The organism is Janthinobacterium pasteuri (genome assembly GCF_051380775.1).
GTDB lineage: Bacteria > Pseudomonadota > Gammaproteobacteria > Burkholderiales > Burkholderiaceae_D > Janthinobacterium.
In genome coordinates, this window is sequence record NZ_JBNYXS010000005.1 from 149605 (window position 1) to 169953 (window position 20349).

The 20349-nt window shown below is 63.9% G+C and carries 20 protein-coding genes; 11 read left to right on the plus strand and 9 right to left on the minus strand.

What is annotated here, in order from left to right; translation table 11 throughout:
• Window positions 1-119: 119 nt before the first annotated feature.
• The 5 genes from cydD (at window position 120) to cydX (ending at window position 6501) form a co-directional block, all read left to right on the plus strand.
• Window positions 120-1820 (plus strand): thiol reductant ABC exporter subunit CydD, encoded by a 1701-nt coding sequence (cydD, locus tag ACQ4WN_RS07790; RefSeq protein ID WP_436551009.1) that lies wholly within the window; start codon window positions 120-122, stop codon window positions 1818-1820.
• Window positions 1817-3499: an amino acid ABC transporter ATP-binding/permease protein gene (locus ACQ4WN_RS07795; protein ID WP_436551010.1), complete on the plus strand. Its 1683-nt coding sequence runs from the start codon at window positions 1817-1819 to the stop codon at window positions 3497-3499. The genes cydD and ACQ4WN_RS07795 overlap by 4 nt, the downstream gene beginning before the upstream one ends.
• A 129-nt stretch (window positions 3500-3628) precedes the next feature.
• Window positions 3629-5206: a cytochrome ubiquinol oxidase subunit I gene (locus ACQ4WN_RS07800; RefSeq protein ID WP_436551011.1), complete on the plus strand. Its 1578-nt coding sequence runs from the start codon at window positions 3629-3631 to the stop codon at window positions 5204-5206.
• A 13-nt stretch (window positions 5207-5219) separates the two neighbouring features.
• Window positions 5220-6374 (plus strand): cytochrome d ubiquinol oxidase subunit II, encoded by a 1155-nt coding sequence (gene cydB, locus ACQ4WN_RS07805; protein WP_436551012.1) that lies wholly within the window; start codon window positions 5220-5222, stop codon window positions 6372-6374.
• Window positions 6375-6396: 22 nt separating this feature from the next.
• Window positions 6397-6501 carry a cytochrome bd-I oxidase subunit CydX gene (gene cydX, locus ACQ4WN_RS07810; RefSeq protein WP_436551013.1) on the plus strand — a complete coding sequence of 35 codons (105 nt, stop codon included), beginning with the start codon at window positions 6397-6399 and terminating at the stop codon, window positions 6499-6501.
• A gap of 84 nt (window positions 6502-6585) precedes the next feature.
• Here cydX and ACQ4WN_RS07815 read toward each other — a convergent pair whose 3' ends face one another.
• Window positions 6586-6798 (minus strand): hypothetical protein, encoded by a 213-nt coding sequence (locus tag ACQ4WN_RS07815; protein WP_436551014.1) that lies wholly within the window; start codon window positions 6796-6798, stop codon window positions 6586-6588.
• A gap of 118 nt (window positions 6799-6916) precedes the next feature.
• Window positions 6917-7096: a hypothetical protein gene (locus tag ACQ4WN_RS07820; protein ID WP_436551015.1), complete on the minus strand. Its 180-nt coding sequence runs from the start codon at window positions 7094-7096 to the stop codon at window positions 6917-6919.
• A gap of 165 nt (window positions 7097-7261) precedes the next feature.
• On the opposite strand from ACQ4WN_RS07820, the gene ACQ4WN_RS07825 reads away from it, so the two are divergent.
• Window positions 7262-7990, plus strand: coding sequence for a hypothetical protein (locus tag ACQ4WN_RS07825; RefSeq protein ID WP_436551016.1), 729 nt, complete (start codon window positions 7262-7264; stop codon window positions 7988-7990).
• A gap of 15 nt (window positions 7991-8005) precedes the next feature.
• On the opposite strand, the gene ACQ4WN_RS07830 is transcribed toward ACQ4WN_RS07825, so the two are convergent.
• Entirely contained in the window at window positions 8006-8380 is a 375-nt protein-coding gene (locus ACQ4WN_RS07830) for a DUF1294 domain-containing protein (RefSeq protein ID WP_436551017.1), read from the minus strand.
• A 59-nt stretch (window positions 8381-8439) separates the two neighbouring features.
• Window positions 8440-8979 (minus strand): methylated-DNA--[protein]-cysteine S-methyltransferase, encoded by a 540-nt coding sequence (locus ACQ4WN_RS07835; RefSeq protein ID WP_436551018.1) that lies wholly within the window; start codon window positions 8977-8979, stop codon window positions 8440-8442.
• Window positions 8980-9090: 111 nt separating this feature from the next.
• Between ACQ4WN_RS07835 and ACQ4WN_RS07840 the strand changes: the two genes are divergently transcribed.
• Both ACQ4WN_RS07840 and ACQ4WN_RS07845 read left to right on the plus strand, forming a co-directional pair.
• Window positions 9091-9840: a nucleotidyltransferase domain-containing protein gene (locus tag ACQ4WN_RS07840; protein WP_436551019.1), complete on the plus strand. Its 750-nt coding sequence runs from the start codon at window positions 9091-9093 to the stop codon at window positions 9838-9840.
• Between the two features lie 600 nt (window positions 9841-10440).
• Window positions 10441-11295: a hypothetical protein gene (locus ACQ4WN_RS07845; RefSeq protein ID WP_436551020.1), complete on the plus strand. Its 855-nt coding sequence runs from the start codon at window positions 10441-10443 to the stop codon at window positions 11293-11295.
• 3 nt (window positions 11296-11298) lie between these two features.
• Here ACQ4WN_RS07845 and ACQ4WN_RS07850 read toward each other — a convergent pair whose 3' ends face one another.
• The 4 genes from ACQ4WN_RS07850 to ACQ4WN_RS07865 all read right to left on the minus strand — a co-directional run bounded on the left by ACQ4WN_RS07850 (window position 11299) and on the right by ACQ4WN_RS07865 (window position 15229).
• The gene (locus ACQ4WN_RS07850; RefSeq protein ID WP_436551021.1) at window positions 11299-11697 is read right to left on the minus strand and encodes a bacteriohemerythrin; all 399 of its coding nucleotides are present in this window, start codon (window positions 11695-11697) and stop codon (window positions 11299-11301) included.
• 299 nt (window positions 11698-11996) lie between these two features.
• Window positions 11997-12152: a hypothetical protein gene (locus tag ACQ4WN_RS07855; RefSeq protein WP_436479367.1), complete on the minus strand. Its 156-nt coding sequence runs from the start codon at window positions 12150-12152 to the stop codon at window positions 11997-11999.
• A gap of 151 nt (window positions 12153-12303) precedes the next feature.
• On the minus strand, window positions 12304-12489 hold the full coding sequence (locus ACQ4WN_RS07860) for a hypothetical protein (RefSeq protein WP_436551022.1): 186 nt from the start codon (window positions 12487-12489) through the stop codon (window positions 12304-12306).
• A gap of 127 nt (window positions 12490-12616) precedes the next feature.
• The gene (locus tag ACQ4WN_RS07865) at window positions 12617-15229 is read right to left on the minus strand and encodes a PepSY domain-containing protein (RefSeq protein WP_436551023.1); all 2613 of its coding nucleotides are present in this window, start codon (window positions 15227-15229) and stop codon (window positions 12617-12619) included.
• A 121-nt stretch (window positions 15230-15350) separates the two neighbouring features.
• Here ACQ4WN_RS07865 and ACQ4WN_RS07870 point away from each other — a divergent pair, with 121 nt between their 5' ends.
• The 3 genes from ACQ4WN_RS07870 to ACQ4WN_RS07880 all read left to right on the plus strand — a co-directional run bounded on the left by ACQ4WN_RS07870 (window position 15351) and on the right by ACQ4WN_RS07880 (window position 18665).
• Entirely contained in the window at window positions 15351-16451 is a 1101-nt protein-coding gene (locus tag ACQ4WN_RS07870; protein WP_436551024.1) for a branched-chain amino acid aminotransferase, read from the plus strand.
• A 73-nt stretch (window positions 16452-16524) separates the two neighbouring features.
• The gene (locus ACQ4WN_RS07875; RefSeq protein WP_436551025.1) at window positions 16525-17241 is read left to right on the plus strand and encodes a ribonuclease T2 family protein; all 717 of its coding nucleotides are present in this window, start codon (window positions 16525-16527) and stop codon (window positions 17239-17241) included.
• Window positions 17238-18665 carry an MFS transporter gene (locus ACQ4WN_RS07880; protein WP_436551026.1) on the plus strand — a complete coding sequence of 476 codons (1428 nt, stop codon included), beginning with the start codon at window positions 17238-17240 and terminating at the stop codon, window positions 18663-18665. The genes ACQ4WN_RS07875 and ACQ4WN_RS07880 overlap by 4 nt, the downstream gene beginning before the upstream one ends.
• A gap of 11 nt (window positions 18666-18676) precedes the next feature.
• On the opposite strand, the gene ACQ4WN_RS07885 is transcribed toward ACQ4WN_RS07880, so the two are convergent.
• A complete protein-coding gene (locus ACQ4WN_RS07885) occupies window positions 18677-20311 on the minus strand; it encodes an acyl-CoA synthetase (RefSeq protein ID WP_436551027.1) in 1635 nt (544 codons plus the stop codon).
• Between the last annotated feature and the right edge of the window lie 38 nt (window positions 20312-20349).

Below are 20349 nucleotides of genomic sequence, written 5' to 3' on the forward strand. Positions count from 1 at the left end.
TAATTATCTGAATTTTTTCACGCCACACCCGCAGGGTCAATTGATATATGTCATGTTTCGCAGTATTATACAAAAAATCGAATTTACAGAAAATTCTGAAAACTCAAGAAGTATAGAAGATGCCGACCACGCCCTTGTCCTTGCCCCGCTTTATTCTTCCCCGTGCCGCCAGCCTGGCGCAAGGTGGAGCCGCCTTGCTGTGGCTGCCGCAAGCGGCTTTGCTGGCCTGGGCCGTGCAAGCCATGCTCGACGGTGCAGTCTGGCGCGCGTCCCTGCTGCCGGCCGCTGGCGTGCTGCTGCTGGGCGTGCTGCGCGCCGGCTGTGAAGCGTGGGGCGCGCGGCGCATGTATGGGGCGGCGCGCGAGCACCTGTCCACCTTGCGCGCACAGGTGGCGCTGGCGCTGGCGCGCCGTTCGCCGCTGGACCGCCAGCGCGCACAGTCGGGCCAGGCGGCCAGCGTCATCGCCGAGCAGGCGGAAGCCATCGTGCCGTATCTGGTGCGCTACAAGCCCGCACGCTGGAAGGTGATGCTCGTGCCGCTCGTGATCCTCGCCGTGGTGGCGCCCCTGTCGTGGATCGCCGCCTTGATCCTGCTCATTGCCGCGCCCCTGATTCCCCTCTTCATGGCCCTGGTGGGCATGGGCGCGCAAGCGGCCAGCCGCGCGCAGATGGTGGAAATGGGCAGCATGAACGCATTTCTATTGGACCGCCTGCGTGGCCTGGCCACCCTGCGCGCGCTCGATGCCGTCGACGCCACGGCCGAACGGCTGGATGAATCGTCGCAATCCGTGCGCCGGCGCACGATGGTGGTGCTGCGCATCGCCTTCCTGTCGTCCGCCGTGCTGGAATTGTTTTCCGCGCTGGGCGTGGCCATGGTGGCGGCGTTTATTGGTTTCTCCTTGCTTGGCAGTATCAATTTTGGTACCTGGGGCCGGGAATTGAGCCTGGGGCAGGGCTTGTTCATCCTGCTGCTGGCGCCCGCATTCTTCGAGCCACTGCGCGAACTGGCCGCCGTCTGGCACGACAAGGCGGCCGGCGAAGCGGGCCTGGCTGGCTTGCACGACCTGGCTGCCGATGGCGTGCCCCTGCCTGGCGCGGAGCTACTGCCTGCCGTCGTCTCCGCCGCCGCCATGGCGGTGGCGCCGCCGCCAGCCGTCGAGCTCCATCAACTGCGCTTTGCCCATCCTGGCGAAGCGCCCGTATTTGACCGCTTCGACTTGCGCGTGCGGGCCGGCGAGCACGTGGCTCTGCTGGGTGCCAGCGGTGCCGGCAAGACCACCTTGCTATCCTTGGTGGCCGGCTTGCTGCCCGCCAGCGGCGGCGATATCCGCATCGGCGGCGTGCGCCTGACCGACAGCACGGTCAATACCTTGCGCCAGCGCATGGCCTGGATGGGCCAGCGCCCCCACGTGTTTGCCGCTTCCGTCAGCCAGAATGTGACTCTGGGCCGCGTGGGCGCGAACGCCGCGCACGTGACGCAGGCGCTGCACCTGGCCGAGCTGGCCGCCGTGGCGCAGGCGCAGCCAGCTGTCATGCTCAGCGATGGCGGCCAGGGCTTGTCCGGCGGCGAAGCCGTGCGCCTGGCCCTGGCCCGCGTGGCACTGCACCCGCATGCCGACCTGCTGCTGGTCGATGAACCGACGGCCCACCTCGACAGCGCAACGGCGGCACGCGTGACCGATGCCTTGCTGGAACTGGCGAAAGGCAAGACGATGATTGTCGCCACGCATGACCCCGTGCTGGCTGGCCGACTGCAGCGTACGGTGCAGGTCGATGCGCAGGTGCAAGTGCAGAAGCAGAAGGAAGAGGCGCGCGCATGAAAAATGCACTTGTGGCGAACCCCGTCCTGCGGCAATTGCTGCTGGCCCAGCCGGGCAAACTGATCGCTGGCGCCATGCTGGCGGCCCTGACGGCGGTGGCCGGCATGGCCTTGCTGGGCCTGTCCGGCTGGTTTATTACCGCCACCTCGATTGCCGGCCTGCATGCTTCGACGGCCATCCTGTTCGACGTATTCGGCCCGTCGGCCGGCATCCGCCTGCTGGCCATCGGCCGCACGGGTTCGCGCTATGCGGAGCGCCTCGTCACGCATGACGCCACGTTCGCCGCGCTGGCCGGCATCCGCGTGCAACTGTTTCGCGGCTGGTCGCGCCCGGAAGCGGCCAGCCGCTTGCTGCGCCAGCCCGCCAAACTGCTGTTCCGCCTGACGGCCGATATCGATGCGCTCGAAGCGCTGTACCTGCGCCTGCTGGTGCCTGCCTTTACGGCGCTGTGCGCGGCCTTGCTGGCCGGCGTGGCACTGGGCGTGATGCAGTGGCAGCTGGGCCTGGGCCTGGCCGCGTGGCTGCTGGCCGCCGGCGGCGGCATCAGCTGGGTCGTGGCGCACCGTGCCCGCCGTCCCGCCATCGTGCGTTCGCGCGCCATCGAAAAATTGCGCTCCGGCACCATCGACCTGGTGGCGGGCCAGACGGACCTGGTGATGGCGGGCCGCATCGACGCCCAGTGCGCCGCGCTGGCGCAGATCGACCGGTCGCTGGCGCAAGCCGATTTCGCCTTGCTGCGCCTGGACACGGCGGCCGGTGCCGCGTATGGCGTGGCTGGCAGCGTGACGTTGTCCGGCGTGCTGCTGGCCGTGGCCGTGCTGGTGCAGCAGCAAACGCTGAACGTGCCGCTGGCAGCGCTGGCCCTGCTGATCGCCCTGACGGCCGTGGAGCCATTTGCGGGATTGCGCCGCGGCGCCCTGGAAGCGGGGCGCATGCTGCTGGCCATGCGCCGCCTGGCGCCGCGCCTCGATGCTCAAGAGGTGGCGCTGCCATCCGCTGACGCCGCACCGGGCTTGCGGCTGGAACACGTCAGCGCCGCGCATGCGGGCAGCAAGGTGGCCATTTTGCATGACGTATCGCTGCACATCGCCGATGGCGAAAGAGTGGCCTTGATCGGTCCCAGCGGTGCGGGCAAGTCCACCTTGCTGGCCCTTGCCGCGCGCGAGCTGGCGCCGCTGTCGGGCAAGGTGAGCGCGCCGCGCGCCTGCCTTTTTACTCAGAAAACGGAACTGTTCCAGGACAGCTTGCGCGACAACCTGCGCCTGGCCAACCCGTCCGCCAGCGATGCGCAGCTGTGGGCTGCGCTGCAATCGGCCGGCCTGGACGAGGAAGTGCGGGCTTTTGCGGGCGGCCTCGATACGCTGCTGGGCGAGGGCGGCCTGGGCTTGTCGGGCGGGCAGGCGCGGCGCTTGGCGCTGGCGCGGCTGTTCCTGCACGAGTCGACCTTGTGGCTGCTGGACGAAGCCACCGAGGCGCTCAATGCGCAGGTGGCACTCGATGTCCTGCAGCGCCTGCGCGCGCGCAGCGAAGGACGTTCCTTGCTGATCGCAACCCACTTGCGGCGCGAAGCGGCGCTGGCAGACCGGCTGGTGAGTCTGCGCGATGGCCGCATCGTGGGTGATGCGCGCCGTGGCACACCAGCGTTCGAGGCGGCGCTGGCCGGCTTGCGCGGCGATTGAAGAAGAATAGGGGAAGGATAGGGGAGACGCAGGCGGCGCTGCCTGATAATTTTGCAGCACTGGCGCCAGGCGAACTGCAGCAGATAGATATCAATTTTACACACAGTAGGGAAACACCAAGGAAATCATATGGACTTCGATATTGTCGCTTTATCCAGACTGCAGTTTGCGCTGACAGCTCTGTACCACTTTATATTCGTTCCTCTGACGATAGGCCTGTCAGTGATCCTCGCCATCATGGAGACGGTGTATGTGATGACGAACCGCACCATCTGGCGCGACATGACCAAGTTCTGGGGTGTCTTGTTCGGCATCAACTTCGCCATGGGCGTAGCGACGGGCATCGTCATGGAATTCCAGTTCGGCATGAACTGGAGCTATTACAGCCATTATGTGGGTGACATTTTCGGCGCGCCGCTGGCCATCGAGGGATTGATGGCCTTCTTCCTGGAAGCGACCTTCGTCGGCCTGTTCTTCTTCGGCTGGGACAAGCTGTCGAAGCGGGGGCACCTGGTCACGACCTGGCTGGTGGCCATCGGCTCGAACTTCTCGGCCCTGTGGATCCTGATCGCCAACGGCTGGATGCAAAATCCCGTCGGCGCGGCCTTCAATCCGCAGACCATGCGCATGGAAGTGACGGACTTCGGCGCCGTGCTGACGAATCCTGTTGCACAGGCGAAATTCGTGCACACGGTGTCGGCTGGCTATACGGCGGCTGCCATCTTCGTGCTGGGTATTTCCGCCTGGTATCTGCTGAAGGGCCGCCATGTGCAGCTGGCCAAGCGCTCGATGACGGTGGCCGCCTCGTTCGGCCTGGCCGCCACGCTGTCGGTGGTGGTGCTCGGTGATGAAAGCGGCTACCTGTCTTCCGAACATCAGAAGATGAAGCTGGCTGCCATCGAAGCCATGTGGACCACGGAACCGGCGCCTGCCGCCTTCACGGCCTTCGGCTTCCCTGACGCGAAAGCGCGCGAGACGCATTACGCCGTGCATATCCCGATGGTGATGGGCTTGATCGGCACGCGTTCACTGACGACGGAAATCCCCGGCATCGAGCAGCTGGTCGACCGCGGCGAGCTGCTGATCCAGGATGGCATCAAGGCCTATGACGCGCTGCAAACCATCCGCAGCGTGGCACCGGGCGCGCCCGTGCCGCAAGAGGCGAAGGATATGTTCGAGTCGAAAGGCCATTCCATGGGTTATGCCTTGCTGCTGAAACGCTATGTCGATGATCCGCGCCAGGCCACGCCCGAGCAGATCCGCAAGGCTGCGCTCGACACCGTGCCGCCCGTGGCGCCCCTGTTCTGGTCCTTCCGCGTGATGGTGGGCCTGGGCATGTTCTTTATCTTGCTGACTGGCACGTTCTTCATCCTGTCGACGCGCCGCACGCTGGACAAGCACCGCTGGCTGTTGAAGCTGGCCGTGTTCGCCATCCCGCTGCCGTGGGTGGCGATTGAAGCGGGCTGGATCGTGGCCGAAGTGGGCCGCCAGCCGTGGGTCATCGAAGGCGTGCTGCCGACGGCCGTGGCCGTCTCTAATCTGGGCGCGACGACTCTGCTCATCACGATTGCCGGCTTTGCCGCTATCTACACCGTGCTGTTGATTATCGAAATGAAGCTCATGCTCAAGGCCATCCGCAAGGGGCCGGAAGAGACAGCGCCGGCCCCCGTGCCAGCAGTTGCCGCCATTCATACTCAACGCGCCTAAGGAGGGCCAGACCATGATTTTGCATGAAATGATTTCTTACGAAACACTGCGCCTGATCTGGTGGCTGCTGATCGGCATCTTGCTGGTGGGCTTTGCCATCACCGACGGCTTCGACCTGGGCACGGGCATCCTGCTGCCTTTCGTCGGCAAGACCGACCTGGAACGCCGCATCGTCATCAACAGTATCGGTCCCGTGTGGGAAGGCAACCAGGTGTGGCTGATCCTCGGTGGCGGCGCCATCTTTGCTGCCTGGCCGCAACTGTACGCCGTCTCGTTCTCGGGCTTTTACCTGGCCATGTTCGTCATCCTCGTGGCGCTGATCGTGCGTCCCGTCGCGTTCAAGTTCCGTAGCAAGCGCGAAGACCCCCGCTGGCGCGCCCGCTGGGACGCGGCCCTGTTCGTGGGTGGCTTCGTGCCGGCCCTGATCTGCGGCGTGGCGATAGGCAACGTGCTGCAGGGCGTGCCGTTCCGTTTCTCGCCGGACATGCACATCTTCTATGACGGCAGTTTCTTTGCGCTGCTCAACCCGTTCGCCTTGTGGTGCGGCCTTGTTTCGGTGGCCATGCTGGTGATGCACGGCGCCACCTGGTTGCAGCTGAAAACGGACGGTGCCGTAGCTGACCGTTCGCGCCGCTACGGCAGCGTGGCAGCGATCGCCACCGTCGTGCTGTATGCACTGGCCGGCGTCGCCCTGTGGCTGTGGGTCGATGGCTACCGCATCACCAGCGCCGTCGTCGTCGATGGTCCGTCGAATCCGATGCTGAAAACGGCGGAAGTGCACGTGGGTGCCTGGTTCCTCAACTTTGCCGCCCATCCGTGGACCTGGATCGCCCCTGCGGTAGGCTTGCTGGGCCCCTTGCTGGCCTTCGCCTTCCTGCGCGCGCGCCGCGAAGTGCCCGCCTTGATGGCCAGCGCGGCCAGCATCGCCGGCATCATCCTCAGCGTGGGCGCGGCCATGTTTCCGTTCATCCTGCCATCGTCGATCGACCCGCGCGCCAGCCTGACTGTGTGGGATTCCTCGTCCAGCCACATGACCCTGTTCATCATGCTGGTCGTCACGGCCATCTTCATTCCCCTCATCGTGGCTTACACCACCTGGGTATATAAAGTGCTGTGGGGCAAGGTTGATGGTAAAGCCATTGCAGACGATAGCGGTCACGCTTACTAAGAACTTACTAAAGGAATTAATTATGTGGTATTTCGCCTGGATACTGGGTCTTCCGCTGGCGGCGACGTTCGCCGTGCTCAATGCGATGTGGTATGAAGTCGCCGATGGCGACACGACGCCCGAGTAATACCGCGACACGCCCAAGCAGGCGCGTGTCGGCTTGACTGGCCCCGCCCGGCGCTTGCGTGCCCGGCGGGGCTGTTACTTTGTATTAAAGCAAAATGAATTCGCCGCGGATGCGCAGCTTCATGCCGCGCGGCGCATCGGCGCCCGCCGCCACGGCCCAGGCCGTGATCCATTGCGCGCAGCGTTCGCGCTCGGCCGCATCGTGCAAGCATTGCAAGCGCGCATCGGCCCTGTCGATGCGCTGCGCCAGGTACAGGCGCTGGCCCAGGGAGTCCGTCTTTTTGCTGTAATGCTGCATGGCGATTCCTTTCCGCGTGGTAACTTCGTTTGCTCATGGCATAGCCATGTACGCGGAGGCGGGGCGTCTGGATTCAGTTCAGGCAAACCACCGCAAGGGTGGCTGGTAGGGCATGCCCTCAGGCGGTGGGCTTGGAGGCAGGTTTTGGGGTGGCAATGGCAATCGGGTCGCTGGCCGGAAAGCTTTCCTTCAGTGCTTCATCGAGCGCTTGCTCGGCATGGCTTTCGCTGGCAGGCGTGGGCGAATCGCGCTCCGGTGGCGGGGCGGGCGTGGTGGCGGCGTTGGTGCTGGAATGCATGGTCATCCCCTTGCTGTGGTGCGCCAGGCGGCCGGAATGGCCATGGCGCGTGCAGAAGCTTCCAGCCTAGCACATCGCGCAAAAAAAGCGCGCCCGCTGCGCCTGCCCAAGGGAATGGGGGCGGCGTCTGCTACACTGCGCTCCACTTTTATCGATGGAACCGCCATGACTTCCCTTCCTTTGCCGTACCGCGCCACCGCCTTTGACGCCTGTGCCTGGCTGGCGCAACAGACAGGCACGCCGTGGACCCTGGCGCGCCTGCTGGAGCAGGGCGGCTTGCCATACGTCTGGATCGATTACAGCGCAGAGTGGGCCGAGCTCTTCCATGACGGCGTGACGCGCTACGCGGCGCCCGTCGTGTTCATCGGCGACAAGCAGCACCTGGCCTCGGGTGCCGGCGACGTGTGGCTGCGTTTTACGCGTGACTCCGGCAATCTCGCCATCGAACTGAAGGCACCGGGCTTGCGGGTGCCGGTCGATGGCTTGCACTTCCAGGAGCGCGATCTGTTGCGTTTGCTCAAGGAGTTGCAGCATCCGCAGCCGGCCGAGCCGGAAGCCGGAACTGACAACGCAGCGCCGTTTGTCTTGCCCAGCGCCTTGAAGGGCCTGGGGCGCGAACAGATTTTGATGGCCTTTGCCGGCGTGGGCAAGGTCGACCTGGACAAAGGCATGGCCAGTGGCGTGGGCATCTTTGGCGATGATGGAGCGCGCGTGCGCAAGAATTCGCGGGGCGGCAAGAACAGCCACCTGTGGCATCCCGTTACACTGGCGTTCGGCTTGCACGATGTGCACCGCGTGCCGATGGCGCACCTGAAGAAGGCGTTCGCCACGCAGCCCTTGCTGCGCGAATGGAAGGCGGACTGGCTGGAATCGCTGCGTCTGCTGGGCGAGTAAAGGGCAGGGACAGTCCTACAATTCGATGGGCGCGACTTCGGTGCCGATATCGGGCGCCGCGTAATGCATGCTGAAATACACGAAAGCGCCAATATTGAGGGCGACCGTGATCCAGAACAGGATGCGGAACGAACGCTTGCTGGACTTGTGGCGCAGCCATTGCTGGGCCAGCACGGCACCCGGCCAGCCGCACAGCAGTCCCAGCAGCAGCAAGGTGCGTTCCGAGGTGCGCCAGCGGCCCTGTTTTGCGGCCGACTTGTCGATCGCGTAGGCGACGAAACAGCTGATGCTCAGCACGCCATACACGAGGGCGACCAGGGCTGGAATGTGGAAAAAGAATGTGGCCAGTAAATAGAGAACGACAAAGAACAGGATGACAAGGTAGGGCATATAAAGTGTTGGCTTGAGCGGAGGGCGTGAGTATCCCACAAGGGGAGCGATGCCGCAGCCTAAAACAAACAGCCTTGCGCCGTATCGATGTGCACGGCGCGGCGGCGGGCGTGGCCCGTTTTCAGTGCTTCGCGGTCGCTGGACAGGGTGATGCCTTCCAATGCCAACAGGCTTACCTTGGCATGCAGGCCGCCCGCAAAGCCCGTCAACTCGCCCGTGGCGCCGATGACGCGGTGGCAGGGCGCGATGATCGAGATGGGATTCTTGCCGTTGGCGGCGCGCACGGCGGCGGGGCGGCCGATCTGGCGAGCGATCTCGCCATAGCTGCGCGTCTGGCCGTACGGTATCGTCAGCAGCGCGCGCCACACTTCCTGCTGGAATGGCGTGCCATGAAAGTCGAGCGGCACGTCGAATTGCTGGCGCGTGCCGGTGAAATACTCGCCCAGCTGGCGTGCCGTTTCCTGCAGTACGGCGCAACCAGCATTGACGCGCATCTGGCCCAGGCGCACGCGGTTCGGCTTGTCGTTTTCCCACAGGATGGCGACCAGCGCCGTCCCGCGCGCCACCAGGGTCAGCTCACCCACGGGCGAGGGCACCACGATGCAATCTATTCCATGTTTCTTCCTTGATCAGGTGGCGCCAGTGTAGCAGGATGGCGGCATGCCGCGTATTGCGTGTAGGATGGCGTTTTTCGGCACGGAGCACTTGCTGTGACAAACATTGCCACCTATGACGCCATCCGCGCGATTGCCGTGCGGCTGGTGCAGGAACACTATCCCATGGCCGTGGCTGCCATCATCGGCGGCTCGTTTGCCACGGGCCGGCAGACGCCCAGTTCCGATATCGATTTGCTGCTGCTGTTCGACCACGTCGATTGCGCCTGGCGCTCGACCATCGTGGCCGAAGGGCGCACGGTGGAACTGTTCGCGCACGACCTGGCCACGTTCACGTATTTTTGCAAGGAAATGGATGCACCGGGCGGTACGGTGCCGCTGGCGCGCATGGTGCTGGAAGGCGAAAACATCGCCACCTCCGGCGAACATTACGCGCAATTGCTGGCGCTGGCGCAAGCTATCGCCGCCGCGGGGCCGCCCGTGCTCGACGCGGACAATCTGCAGCGGCGCCGCTACGCCATCACCACCGTGCTGGAAGACCTGGTCGACAGCCGGCACCCGGGTGAGGCACTGGCGGTCGCTTGCCAGCTGTACGAAGCGCTGGCCGACCTGCACTTGCGTGCGGCCGGCGAATGGAGCGGCGGCGGCAAGCATCTGTTCCGCCGCCTGCAGGCATTTGACGCGGCCATCGCCAAAGAGCTCGACGGGGCCTTGCGCCTGGTCGCCAGCGACATGGCGCAAGGCCAGCGCGCGTTCGAACACGTCACCGCCGCCGTGCTGGCGCCCGTGGGCGGGCCCTTGCTGCATGGCTTCTGCCTGCCGGCGCCCGCACACTGGCGCGCTTAAAACGCCGCGCGCACGGCGAGGCTGATGTTGCGCGGCTCACCCCGGAATTCGCCGTCGAAGAAGCCCACGTTGCGGTAGTATTTCTTGTCGAGCAGGTTGTTGACGTTCAAAGCACGCTGACCGCGTTTCGCCTGCCGTGTATGACTGCGTGCCTTCCGTGGTCGCCGCCATCAGGGCCACGCCAGCGCCAAGGCTGAGCAGACTGATGTGTAATAAACGGGGCAGGGGACGCAAGCCGGGCTGGCGCGAAGAGCAGCATACGGTAGTCGATTGCATCATTTTCCTCGAATATTTTTAGTCGTGTGTTTCCCTAACTCGTCTGGCGAGGTGCGCAGTAGCTGTGGGGATGGCATGACGCTGGCCCGTGGTCTGGCTGGGATAGCAGTTCCACCGCAAGGCCCGGCGTGCTCTGGCAGTGGAAAAGAAGGGCGCGCGACTCCTGTCGATTTAAGAATGGGAATCATTACTAATGTGGGTAATATTTGCCAAATAATCAAGCGAGCACACCAGATGAGTGCAGCTGGCCTGGAGCGGCGCGCAGGCTGGCCTTCTGCGATAATGCAGGCGCTGACAAAATATTTTCCTCATTGAAAGAAATGCATGCGTACATGGATCGCTTGTGCCGGATGGTTGTGTGTCGTGTCGCTGGGCCAGGCCCAGGAACACGCGCCGGCGCCGGCTGTTCCCACGCTGCTGCAAAGCGCCGGCGTGCCGCCTGCCGCCGCCGTCGTGTCGCCACCCCTTGTGCCGCAGAACGTTGCGCCTGCCACACCTGCTGCGCCAGCGGAGGACGCCTTGCCATCGCAAACGGTGACGATCACGGCCAACAGCGACGCCAAGGCGCCGCGCATACGTTTCACGGCTTACCGCGAGAGTTATCTGACGGCCAGGAAGGTGTGGCAAGTGTCGAGCGGCAGCGTGGTCATGGCCCTGCGCCTGATTCCGGCCAAGCTGAGCGCCACCATCGACGATGTGCGCGTGGCCTTGCAAGGCAATGGCGCCCCCGTGCCGATCAAGGTGTCGGACGGCGGCGTGTTTGTCGTGCCGCTCAACGATGACATCGCCGCGCAGGATGGCACGTTCCTGGTGAACAAGGGCAGGGGCGAGCTGACGGCAAATATCGTGCTCCAGCCATCCGTTGCGCGCGATGCGTGGAATGTCACGCGCGTGGGGCAAGTCTTGCACGATGCGCGGCGCGCCGTGCGGGCCATCACGCCATGGTACAAGCGACCGTTCGCCAACGATGTGCAATCGCTGGCCTTTTGCGCGGCCGAGCGGGGCAGCGCCTTGCAGTTGATGGATGGCGAGCAACTGATCGCCACCTTGCCCATGAACGAGCCGGCCGTCAACGACATCAGCCAGCCCGTGTTTTGCAAGATTTTCGACGGCGAAGACAGATACCCGGGACACTACCGCGTGGTCTTGCCGGAGCAAGCGACGGTGCTGCTGCTCTAGAAGCTAGTTCGGCTGGCGCTGCACCAGTTCCAGGGCCGCCGCCAGGGCCAGGTCCATGGTGGCCTGGTGAAAGATCAGCCATTGCGGCAAGAGCGAGAGCGCATGGCGTCCCTGCTCCAGGTCGCCTTCATCGACGGCGGCCCAGGCATGGTGCAAGCCGCTGAGCACGCGCGCATGCTGTTCGCGGTGCTTGGACAGCGAGGGAAAGTCGATTTGTTCCATCAAATCCTCTTCCTCGCGGAAATCGCGTTCGACGGCCGCAATCAGCTCGCGAAACGCCGTGCTGAAATCCTGGTCGCTCAACTGTCCCAGCCGCGCCAGCTCCTGAAACAGTGCCTCATGCGCTTCGTCGATGGCGGGAACGCCCAGCGCCATCTCATCTTTCCAGTCCGATTTACCCATGCCGATGCTCCCGGTTAAGTCCGTCGCAATGCGAAGCGTACCGTTCCAGTGTGGGCGCAGCGAAGGTGGAAATCCATGATCTGGATCAAAAATTTGGTGAAGAGCGGATGAAGGAAATACGGAAAAACAAAGGGGATGAGGGAATAAATTTCCACTCCGCAATAAAGGGGTTTTTGACGATGAATGCCACTAGCGAGCGCCGCTGAAAAACGCCGCTGGCAAGGCGCCGTTCCGAAGGCAGTACGAATGTACGACGAGGCACGGCAACGCAGTCAGCGGTGTTTTCTCAGCCGCGCGTCTTATTGCTTGGGCCAATGGCTCCACATGGCATGCGCATCGACATTCGGTACTTGCAGCTGCTGTCCTGCTGATAACTGCATCGTATCCCTCAGCACGAGGGGGGCGAGCAGCAAGGCCGACAGGGCAAGGCAGGCCAGCACTTTGAGCGTCAACATGGTCGTCTCCTGGTGTCCCGGCGGCGGCGCGGGGATGCGGCGCCTGCCGGTCACTTCCTTATGTACTACCATGCTTGTAGTTTAGGTCATCTGGTTGAAAATTCAACTTATTGCTGTGATGCACTGCACCAGTTCGCCCGTTGCCAGGGGCCTATTTTGCCTTGCGGCTGCGCCGTGGCTTGCCTGCGGCGGGCAGGAAAGAGTCGAACCACACCTGCGTCAACTGCTGCGTATTTTTCGCCGCTTCGCGCTTGACGGCGGCCGTGGCATGGCCGCGTGCCGTGCTGGCGATGCGGTTAGCCGCGCTCAGGTACATGCTCATCCAGGGGTTTTTCATGGGGTGCCTCGCAGACAGTGAGTGGGGCGGCGCTTGTGCCGCGATGTCCCCATTTTAGTCCGATGGCTGGTCCTGACTGTGCGCTTGCCCGCATAGCCGGGCGGCGCCGGGGCCGGACTGATGCAGATCAATATACGTCGCGGCGGTAGCGTCCGGCCGCCAGCAGGGCGTCGAGGCCATCCTGCCCCAGCACTTCTTGCAGTACAGCATCTATTCCTGCCGCCATGCCTTGCAGGCTGCCGCATACGTAGACGATGGCGCCTTGGGCCAGCCAGTCGCGCAGTTCCTGGGCGTTGGCGCGCAGGCGGTCTTGCACGTATTGTCGTGTTTCACCGTCGCGCGAAAAGACACGGTCCAGGCGCGCCAGGTGACCAGCGTCCAGCCAGCCTTGCAACTCTTCGCCGCAGACGCTGTCAAACGCTTGCTGGCGCTCGCCAAACAGCAGCCAGTTGCGTGCCAGCCCTGCCCGCCGGCGCGCACGCAGGTGCGCGCGCAAGCCGGCCAGGCCGGAACCGTTGCCGATATAAATGCAGGGCACGTCGACCAGGGTTGGCGCGAAGGCGGGATTGGCTTGCAGGCGCAGGCGGATGCTGCCATCCAGCGGGGCGAAGCGCGTGAGCCAGCCGGAACAGATGCCATAGCCCAGGTTGTCGCCGCCCGCATGGCGTTCCTGGCGCACCAGCAACTGCAGTTCGCCATCGGACGGCAGCGACGCGAGCGAGTAGCTGCGCGGTGCATGTTGTGTACCCTGCGCGTCGCCATCGCTGCCGTCCGCGTTGCACCCGATGATTTCCGCCAGCGCGCCCGCTTCCCAGGTGACGCCGGCCGGGCCCGTCAACGTGATTTCATGCAGTTCGCCGCCTAGGCTGCCCGGGTTGAGCAGCACGCGGCGCACCAGACGCCACTCGGCATAGGACGCTTCTTCCTGCACGCCGATGGCGTCGATGGCGCTGCCGCTGCAGCGCGCCAATGCCTGCGACCAGTCGGCCAGCGCGGCGGGGTCGTGCTTGTCCACTTCGATCAGGGGGAACAGGGGCGTGGCGCCCAGCGCGCGCAATTGGCGCTCCAGCGCATGACCGAAGCCGCAGAAGTCGCTGTAGTGGCGGTCGCCCAGGGCCAGCACGCCGAATTCCAGGCCTGCCAGCGGCGTGCCCGCCGTTTGCTGCAACAGGCGCGCGAAGCGGCGCGTGCCGTCCGGCGCTTCGCCTTCGCCAAAGGTGCTGGCAACGATCAGCGCCCGTACATACTGGCGCAATTGCGCGGGATCAAACCGGTCCAGCGACTGCACATCGACGGCCACGCCCGCCTGCTGCAGGGCGCGCGCGCTTTCCAGGGCCAGGCGCTCGGCCTGGCCCGACTGGCTGGCGTAGGCCACCAGCGTGGGCAGGCCAGTAACCATATTGTCGGGAGTGCCGGCCAGCATGGCGCGCTGCGCCTGCACAGCCCGTTTTGCCTTACGGCGGCCCAGGTACAGCATCCAGCCCGTGATGGCGAACAGGGGCAGGCCCAGGCTGGCCAGGGTAACGATGATGCGGCCCGGCAAGCCGAAATACGTGCCCATGTGTAGCGGATAAATGATGTTGACGAGGCGCGAACCCAGGCCTTGCTGGCTGTACGGCGCGTTTTCCGTGACCACGCCGTCGGCCGCCAAAATGTTCATGCGGCTGCGCGCCCGCTCGTGCGGCGCATCGCTGGCCAGCCAGGTGAATTGCACGGCTTCGCCGATGCGCGTTGGCAGGCGCACGCTGGCCAGGGTCCAGCCGGGGGCGTGCTGCTGGAAGCTGCTCCAGGCCAGGCCGATGTCGACAGCGGGCGATTGCGCCTTGGGCGCGCCTTTCTTGCCTGGTGCTTGCGCCACCCTTGGCGGCTTGCCGGCCCAGGCGTCGATGTTGTCGCGCACCACGTCATAGCTCCAGTAAATGCCCGTCAGGGTCAGCGCCACGTAGACCACCAGGCACCAGGTGCCGGCCACGGCATGCAAGTTCCACAGGAAGGAGCGGCCTTTCAGGGCGGGGTCGAAAGTCAGCCAGGTGCGCCAGTCCAGCGGGCGGCGGGGCCAGCGCAGGTACAGGCCGGAGAGTGCCAGGCCCAGCAGGCACAGGGCCAGCGCACCCGCCACTTGGCGGCCCGGATCGCGGGGCAGCAGCAGCCAGCGGTGCAATGACTCCGTCCACTCGAAAAATTCCGCCCCCGCCAGCGCCGGCTGGGTGGCGCCCGTGTACGGGTGCACATAAATGGATACACCGCGCCGCTGGCCGTTCTTTGGCGCGAAGAACAGGCGTGGCGATGCGCCCGCCTGCGCATACATGGTGATCGAGGCCACGCGCTGGCCGTATTCCGTTGCAGCGATGCTGGCCAGCTGGGCCGGCGTCAGCGGGGCGCGGGTTTCCACGGGGACATGGCGTACGCCGGGATTCATGACATCGAGCAATTCCTCCTTGAAGGCCAGGGTGGCGCCGCTCAGGCCGATGATCACCAGCACCGTGCCGGCCGTGATGCCGATGAACCAATGCAATTGAAACCACACCTGCTTCCAGCTCCACTGCCAGCGCCTTTGTTGCTGGGCGGCGGCAAGCTGGCGTTGTTGGCGGGCTTGTTGGCTGGTTTCCGGCGCATCATCGGCGCTGGCGCGCAATTGGGGTTGTGGAAGGGAAGAGGTCGTCATGACGGCTTTCGATGGCGCGGCCAGGCCGGGCGTCAGGCATGGCAGGGAAGAAGGAAGGCTGACATAATAACGCAAACGAGAATCATTCGCAAATGATGGTGCGCTGGTTTCACGGGGCGGGGGCCATCCTCGTTTGCCTGATTGGTCGCTATAGGCGCTACAATAGGGATACTGTTCACTAGTCACCATTGCTGCCATGACCACTTCCACACCGAATCTCGTCGTCACCCCGTCCGCCCACCCTTTGTCCGACGCCGAGCGCGCCGCGCGCATGGTCAATCCCGCCTTCGGCCGCATCTTCACGGACCACATGGTGGTGATTCCTTACCGCGATGGCAAGTGGCAGCAGGGCGAACTGAAGGCGTACGGTCCTTTGATGCTGGACCCGTCCGCATCGTCGCTGCACTACGGCCAGGCCATCTTCGAAGGTTACAAGGCGTTTGCCCAGCCTGACGGCAGCATCAAGACTTTCCGTCCAGAACAAAATGCCCAGCGTTTCAACCGCAGCGCCGCGCGCCTGGCCATGCCGGCCATCCCGGTCGAACTGTTCCTGGAAGCGGGCGACGCGCTCATTTCGCAAGACCGCAACTGGGTGCCGAAGAACACGGGCGAGAGCCTGTACATGCGTCCGCTGATGATCGCCACCGATCCTTACCTGGGCGTGCGTCCATCGGAAGAGTACCTGTTCGTGCTGTTCGCCTCGCCGGCCGGTGCCTATTTCCCGAAAGGTGTGAAACCCGTCACCGTGTGGATCAGTGAAGACTTCGTGCGCGCCGCGCCGGGCGGCACCGGTGAAGCCAAGTGCGCGGGCAATTACGCGGCCAGCCTGATGGCCCAGTCGCAAGCACAAGAGAAGGGCTGCGACCAGGTCGTCTGGCTGGACGCCGTGCACCGTGAATTCATCGAAGAAATGGGCGGCATGAACTTGTTCTTCGTCTACAAGGATGGCGAGAAAATCACCGTCGTGACGCCGGAACTGACGGGTACCTTGTTGCCCGGCATCACCCGCCGCAGCCTGCTGGAAATGGCGAAAGACCTCGGCTATGCGACGGAAGAGCGTAAATTGTCCGTCCAGCAATGGCGCGACGATATCGCCTCGGGCCGCATGACTGAAGTGTTCGCCTGCGGCACTGCCGCCGTCATCACGCCAGTCGGCGTGGCCAAGGCCAATGGCTTTGAAATGACCATTAACAATAATGAAAACGGCGCCGTCACCCTGGCCCTGCGCGAAGCGCTGCTGGGCTTGCAACATGGCACGGCACCGGATACGCATGGCTGGATGCATCAAGTTTGCTGATGCACTTGCTTGATTGATTGATACCTCGCCGGCGCCCAGTTGCCGGCGTTTTATATTCTGAAAGGGAAACCTGATGCAATTGAGAACTGTCTTGCCGGCGCTGGCCGCCGTTTTCCTCAGCCTTTCCGCCAGCGCCGTCCATGCGGCCGACGCCACCTGCGCCATTCCGCGCCACGTCAGCTATGTCGATTATGACGTCAAGCCGTCGGACGAGAAAAACACGTGTTACAAGCAAAGCACCAACGTGCCCACCGATTACTTCATGCTGGCGCTGTCGTGGTCACCCGGTTTTTGCGACAGCCAGCGCCGCCGTGGTGAAGTCTCAAAAAAAGCCGCTTTCCAGTGCGCCGAGAGTAATCACTTCGGCTGGATCGTGCATGGCTTGTGGGCACAGTCGGCCAATCCGTCCACCTGCGAAGACATTTCCGTGACACCGCCGCGCAAGACGGAACTGCATCCGCGCTATTGCAAGGGCAACTTGCCAAAACTGGCGCCGTCGGACATTTTGCCGTACATGTGCATGCAGCCCGGTGAAGCCTTGCTGCAGGGCGAATGGGAAAAGCATGGCGCCTGCGATTTCGCTACGGCCAGGGAGTATTTCGAAAAAGAGCGCGAACTGTTCCAGGCCTTGAAATTGCCGGACAGCAGCATGCCTAAAAACGCGCTGTTCCAGTGGATGAAGCAGCACAACCCGCAACTGAAGGGCCGTTGGCTCAATTATGAACAGCATACGGGCGAATTGCGCATTTGCTATTCGAAGGACTACAAGGTCATCGACTGTCAGAAATGATGATGCAGCAGCAAGGCAGGGTAGAGGCCAGGGAGCAAGGCGTCCCGGTGGGCGAGGACGGCTTGCCGCCCGGTGCCCGTTTATGGGCCATGCTGGCGCTGGCCATCGGCGTGGGCATGGCCTCGCTCGATACGGCGATTGCCAACACGGCCTTGCCGGCCATCGCGAGCGAGCTGCACACGACGCCCGCCGCCTCCGTCTGGATCGTCAATGTCTATCAGCTGGCCATGGTGGCGACCCTGCTGCCGTTTTCCGCCCTCGGTGAAATCGCCGGCTACCGGCGCGTGTTTATCTCCGGCATGTTCCTGTTTACTTTGGCCTCGCTCGCCTGCGCACTGGCGTGGTCCTTGCCGTCGCTGGTGGTGGCAAGGCTGTTCCAGGGCGTCGGTGCCAGCGCCATGATGAGCGTCAACACGGCGCTGCTGCGCGCCCTGTACCCCAAACACTTGCTGGGACGCGCCTTCGGTAATAATGCGCTGGTGGTGGCTGTCGCGTTCGCCATCGGGCCCACGGCCGCTTCGCTGATCCTGGCGACGGCCTCCTGGCCATGGCTGTTCGCCATCAATGTGCCGCTGGGCGTGGCAGGTTTTTTCCTCGCCAGCCGCATGCTGCCGGCGACAAAACTGTCCGGGCACACGCTCGATGCGCGCACGGCGCTGTACAACGTGGGCGCCTTTGGCATGCTCATTTTGCTGTTTGGCGATGCCGCCCATCACGCGTCCAGCGCCGTCCTGCTGCCGGAACTGGCGGCAGTGGCCGTGTTCTTTGTCTTGCTGCTGCGCCGCCAGGCGGGACATGCGGCACCCATGCTGCCCATCGACCTGTTTCGCCGCCCCCTGTTTTTACTGTCGTCGCTGACGGCCATCTGCACGTTTGCCGCGCAGGGGCTGGCGTTCGTCTCGCTGCCATTCTATTTTGAAGTGACACTGGGCCGCTCACCCGTCGAGACGGGTTTTTTGATGACGCCGTGGGCCGCGCTGGTGGCCGTGATGGCGCCCGTGGCCGGGCGTTTGAGCGACCGTTATTCACCGGGCGTGCTGGGTGGCATCGGCCTGGCGGCGCTGGCCGGCGGCTTGCTGACACTGGTGTGGATACCGGCCCACCCGAGCGCTTTTGACATCGGCTGGCGCATGGCCTTGTGCGGCATCGGTTTCGGCTTCTTCCAGGCACCCAATCTGAAAGCTATCATGGGCAGCGCGCCGCCCGAACGGGCTGGCGGCGCCAGCGGCGTGGTGGCCACCTCGCGCCTGATCGGACAGGCCACGGGTGCGGCGCTGGTCGCGTATTGTTTTACCGTTTCCGCTACCAAGGGCACGACCTATGCGCTGTGTCTGGCGGCAGGATTCGCCGCCGTGGCCAGCATCGCCAGCTTTTCCCGCCTGGTGGTGGCGCAGCCGGAGTGGCTGGCTGGCAAGCGCGACTGACTGGTCTGGCCTTAGACGTCGATGGCCTTGTCCGACTGCATGCGCTTGCGCAATTCGAACTTCTGGATCTTGCCCGTCGACGTGCGGGGCAGGGGGCCGAAATAAATGGCTTTCGGTACCTTGAAGCCGGCCAGATTGTTCTTGCAGAAGGCCATCAGTTCTTCCGCCGTCACGGTGGCCCCTTCGCGCAGCTCGACGAACGCGCACGGCGTCTCGCCCCATTTTTCGTCCGGCTGGGCAATGACGGCGGCGGCCAGCACTTGCGGGTGGTGGTACAGCGCATCTTCCACTTCTACGCTGGAAATATTCTCGCCACCGGAAATGATGATGTCCTTGCTGCGGTCCTTCAGCTTGATATAGCCGTCCGGATACATCACGCCCAGGTCGCCCGTGTGGAACCAGCCACCGGCGAACGCTTCCTGCGTCGCCCTTTCATTCTTTAAATATCCCTTCATGCAGATGTTGCCGCGGAACATGATCTCGCCGATCTGCTCGCCGTCGGCCGCCACGTGCTGCATGGTTTCCGGGTCAATCACGGCGACCGCGCTTTGCAAATGGTAGCGTACGCCCTGGCGCGACTTTAATACCGCCCGCTCTTCCTGGCTCAAGGCCGCCCACGCATCCTGCTCGGCGCAAATGGCGGCCGGGCCGTACACTTCCGTCAAGCCATATGAGTGGATCAAGTCGAAGCCCATGGCTTCGATCTTCGCCACCATGGCCGCTGGCGGCGGCGCGCCGGCCACCATGCCGCGCACGGTCCAGTCGATGCCGTCGCGCCAGCTGGCGGGTGCGTTGGCCAGGGCCGCGTGCACGATGGGTGCGGCGCAATAGTGGGTGATGCGCAATTCGCGCATCAGGTCGAACACGAGCTTGGGCTCGAACTTGCGCAGGCAGACGTTGACACCGGCGCGGGCGGCGATGGTCCAGGGGAAGCACCAGCCATTGCAGTGGAACATCGGCAAGGTCCATAAATACACGGCATGCTTGGGCATGTCCCACTCTAATATGTTCGACAGGGCATTCAGGGCCGCGCCCCGGTGATGGTAGACCACGCCTTTCGGGTCGCCCGTGGTGCCGGACGTGTAGTTGAGGGCGATGGCATCCCACTCATCTGCAGGCGGCTGCCAGTCGTAATCGGGGTCGCCGCTGGCCAGCAAGCTTTCGTAGTCAAGGTCGGAAAAAGCCTCCACTTCCGGTCCCAGCACGTCATTCACCTGGATCACGCGCAGGCCGGGAATCTGCGCCGCCATCTGGCGCGCCAGTTCGGCAAATTCCGTGTCGGCCAGCAATACTTTCGCCTGGCCGTGGCGCAGCATGAAGGTCAAGGAGGCCAGGTCGAGGCGGATATTGAGGGCGTTGAGGACGGCGCCTGCCATGGGCACGCCAAAGCTCGCTTCCACCATGGCGGGCGTGTTGGGCAGCATCACTGCCACCGTGTCGCCCGTGCCGACGCCCAGCTTGATCAAGCCGGAGGCCAGGCGGCGCGTGCGCGCATAGGTTTGTTGCCACGTCTGCCCCACGGCGCCATGTGCAATTGCCAGGCGATTGCCATATACTGCCGCTGCCCTGGCGATATAGTCGAGCGGGGTGAGGGCGGCGTAGTTGGCGCTGTTTTTGCCGAGGCCGGTGTTGAAATCAGCAGTCATGCTTGTCTCCTGGTAAATAATATTGATACTGGAATTCT

Coding starts and splice junctions, on each gene's coding strand:
- cydD (WP_436551009.1), top strand. CDS start 120: ATGCCGACCACGCCCTTGTCCTTGCCCCGCTTTATTCTTCCCCGTGCC.
- ACQ4WN_RS07795 (WP_436551010.1), top strand. CDS start 1,817: ATGAAAAATGCACTTGTGGCGAACCCCGTCCTGCGGCAATTGCTGCTG.
- ACQ4WN_RS07800 (WP_436551011.1), top strand. CDS start 3,629: ATGGACTTCGATATTGTCGCTTTATCCAGACTGCAGTTTGCGCTGACA.
- cydB (WP_436551012.1), top strand. CDS start 5,220: ATGATTTTGCATGAAATGATTTCTTACGAAACACTGCGCCTGATCTGG.
- cydX (WP_436551013.1), top strand. CDS start 6,397: ATGTGGTATTTCGCCTGGATACTGGGTCTTCCGCTGGCGGCGACGTTC.
- ACQ4WN_RS07815 (WP_436551014.1), bottom strand. CDS start 6,798: ATGCAGCATTACAGCAAAAAGACGGACTCCCTGGGCCAGCGCCTGTAC.
- ACQ4WN_RS07820 (WP_436551015.1), bottom strand. CDS start 7,096: ATGCATTCCAGCACCAACGCCGCCACCACGCCCGCCCCGCCACCGGAG.
- ACQ4WN_RS07825 (WP_436551016.1), top strand. CDS start 7,262: ATGACTTCCCTTCCTTTGCCGTACCGCGCCACCGCCTTTGACGCCTGT.
- ACQ4WN_RS07830 (WP_436551017.1), bottom strand. CDS start 8,380: ATGCCCTACCTTGTCATCCTGTTCTTTGTCGTTCTCTATTTACTGGCC.
- ACQ4WN_RS07845 (WP_436551020.1), top strand. CDS start 10,441: ATGCGTACATGGATCGCTTGTGCCGGATGGTTGTGTGTCGTGTCGCTG.
- ACQ4WN_RS07850 (WP_436551021.1), bottom strand. CDS start 11,697: ATGGGTAAATCGGACTGGAAAGATGAGATGGCGCTGGGCGTTCCCGCC.
- ACQ4WN_RS07855 (WP_436479367.1), bottom strand. CDS start 12,152: ATGTTGACGCTCAAAGTGCTGGCCTGCCTTGCCCTGTCGGCCTTGCTG.
- ACQ4WN_RS07860 (WP_436551022.1), bottom strand. CDS start 12,489: ATGAAAAACCCCTGGATGAGCATGTACCTGAGCGCGGCTAACCGCATC.
- ACQ4WN_RS07870 (WP_436551024.1), top strand. CDS start 15,351: ATGACCACTTCCACACCGAATCTCGTCGTCACCCCGTCCGCCCACCCT.
- ACQ4WN_RS07875 (WP_436551025.1), top strand. CDS start 16,525: ATGCAATTGAGAACTGTCTTGCCGGCGCTGGCCGCCGTTTTCCTCAGC.
- ACQ4WN_RS07880 (WP_436551026.1), top strand. CDS start 17,238: ATGATGATGCAGCAGCAAGGCAGGGTAGAGGCCAGGGAGCAAGGCGTC.
- ACQ4WN_RS07885 (WP_436551027.1), bottom strand. CDS start 20,311: ATGACTGCTGATTTCAACACCGGCCTCGGCAAAAACAGCGCCAACTAC.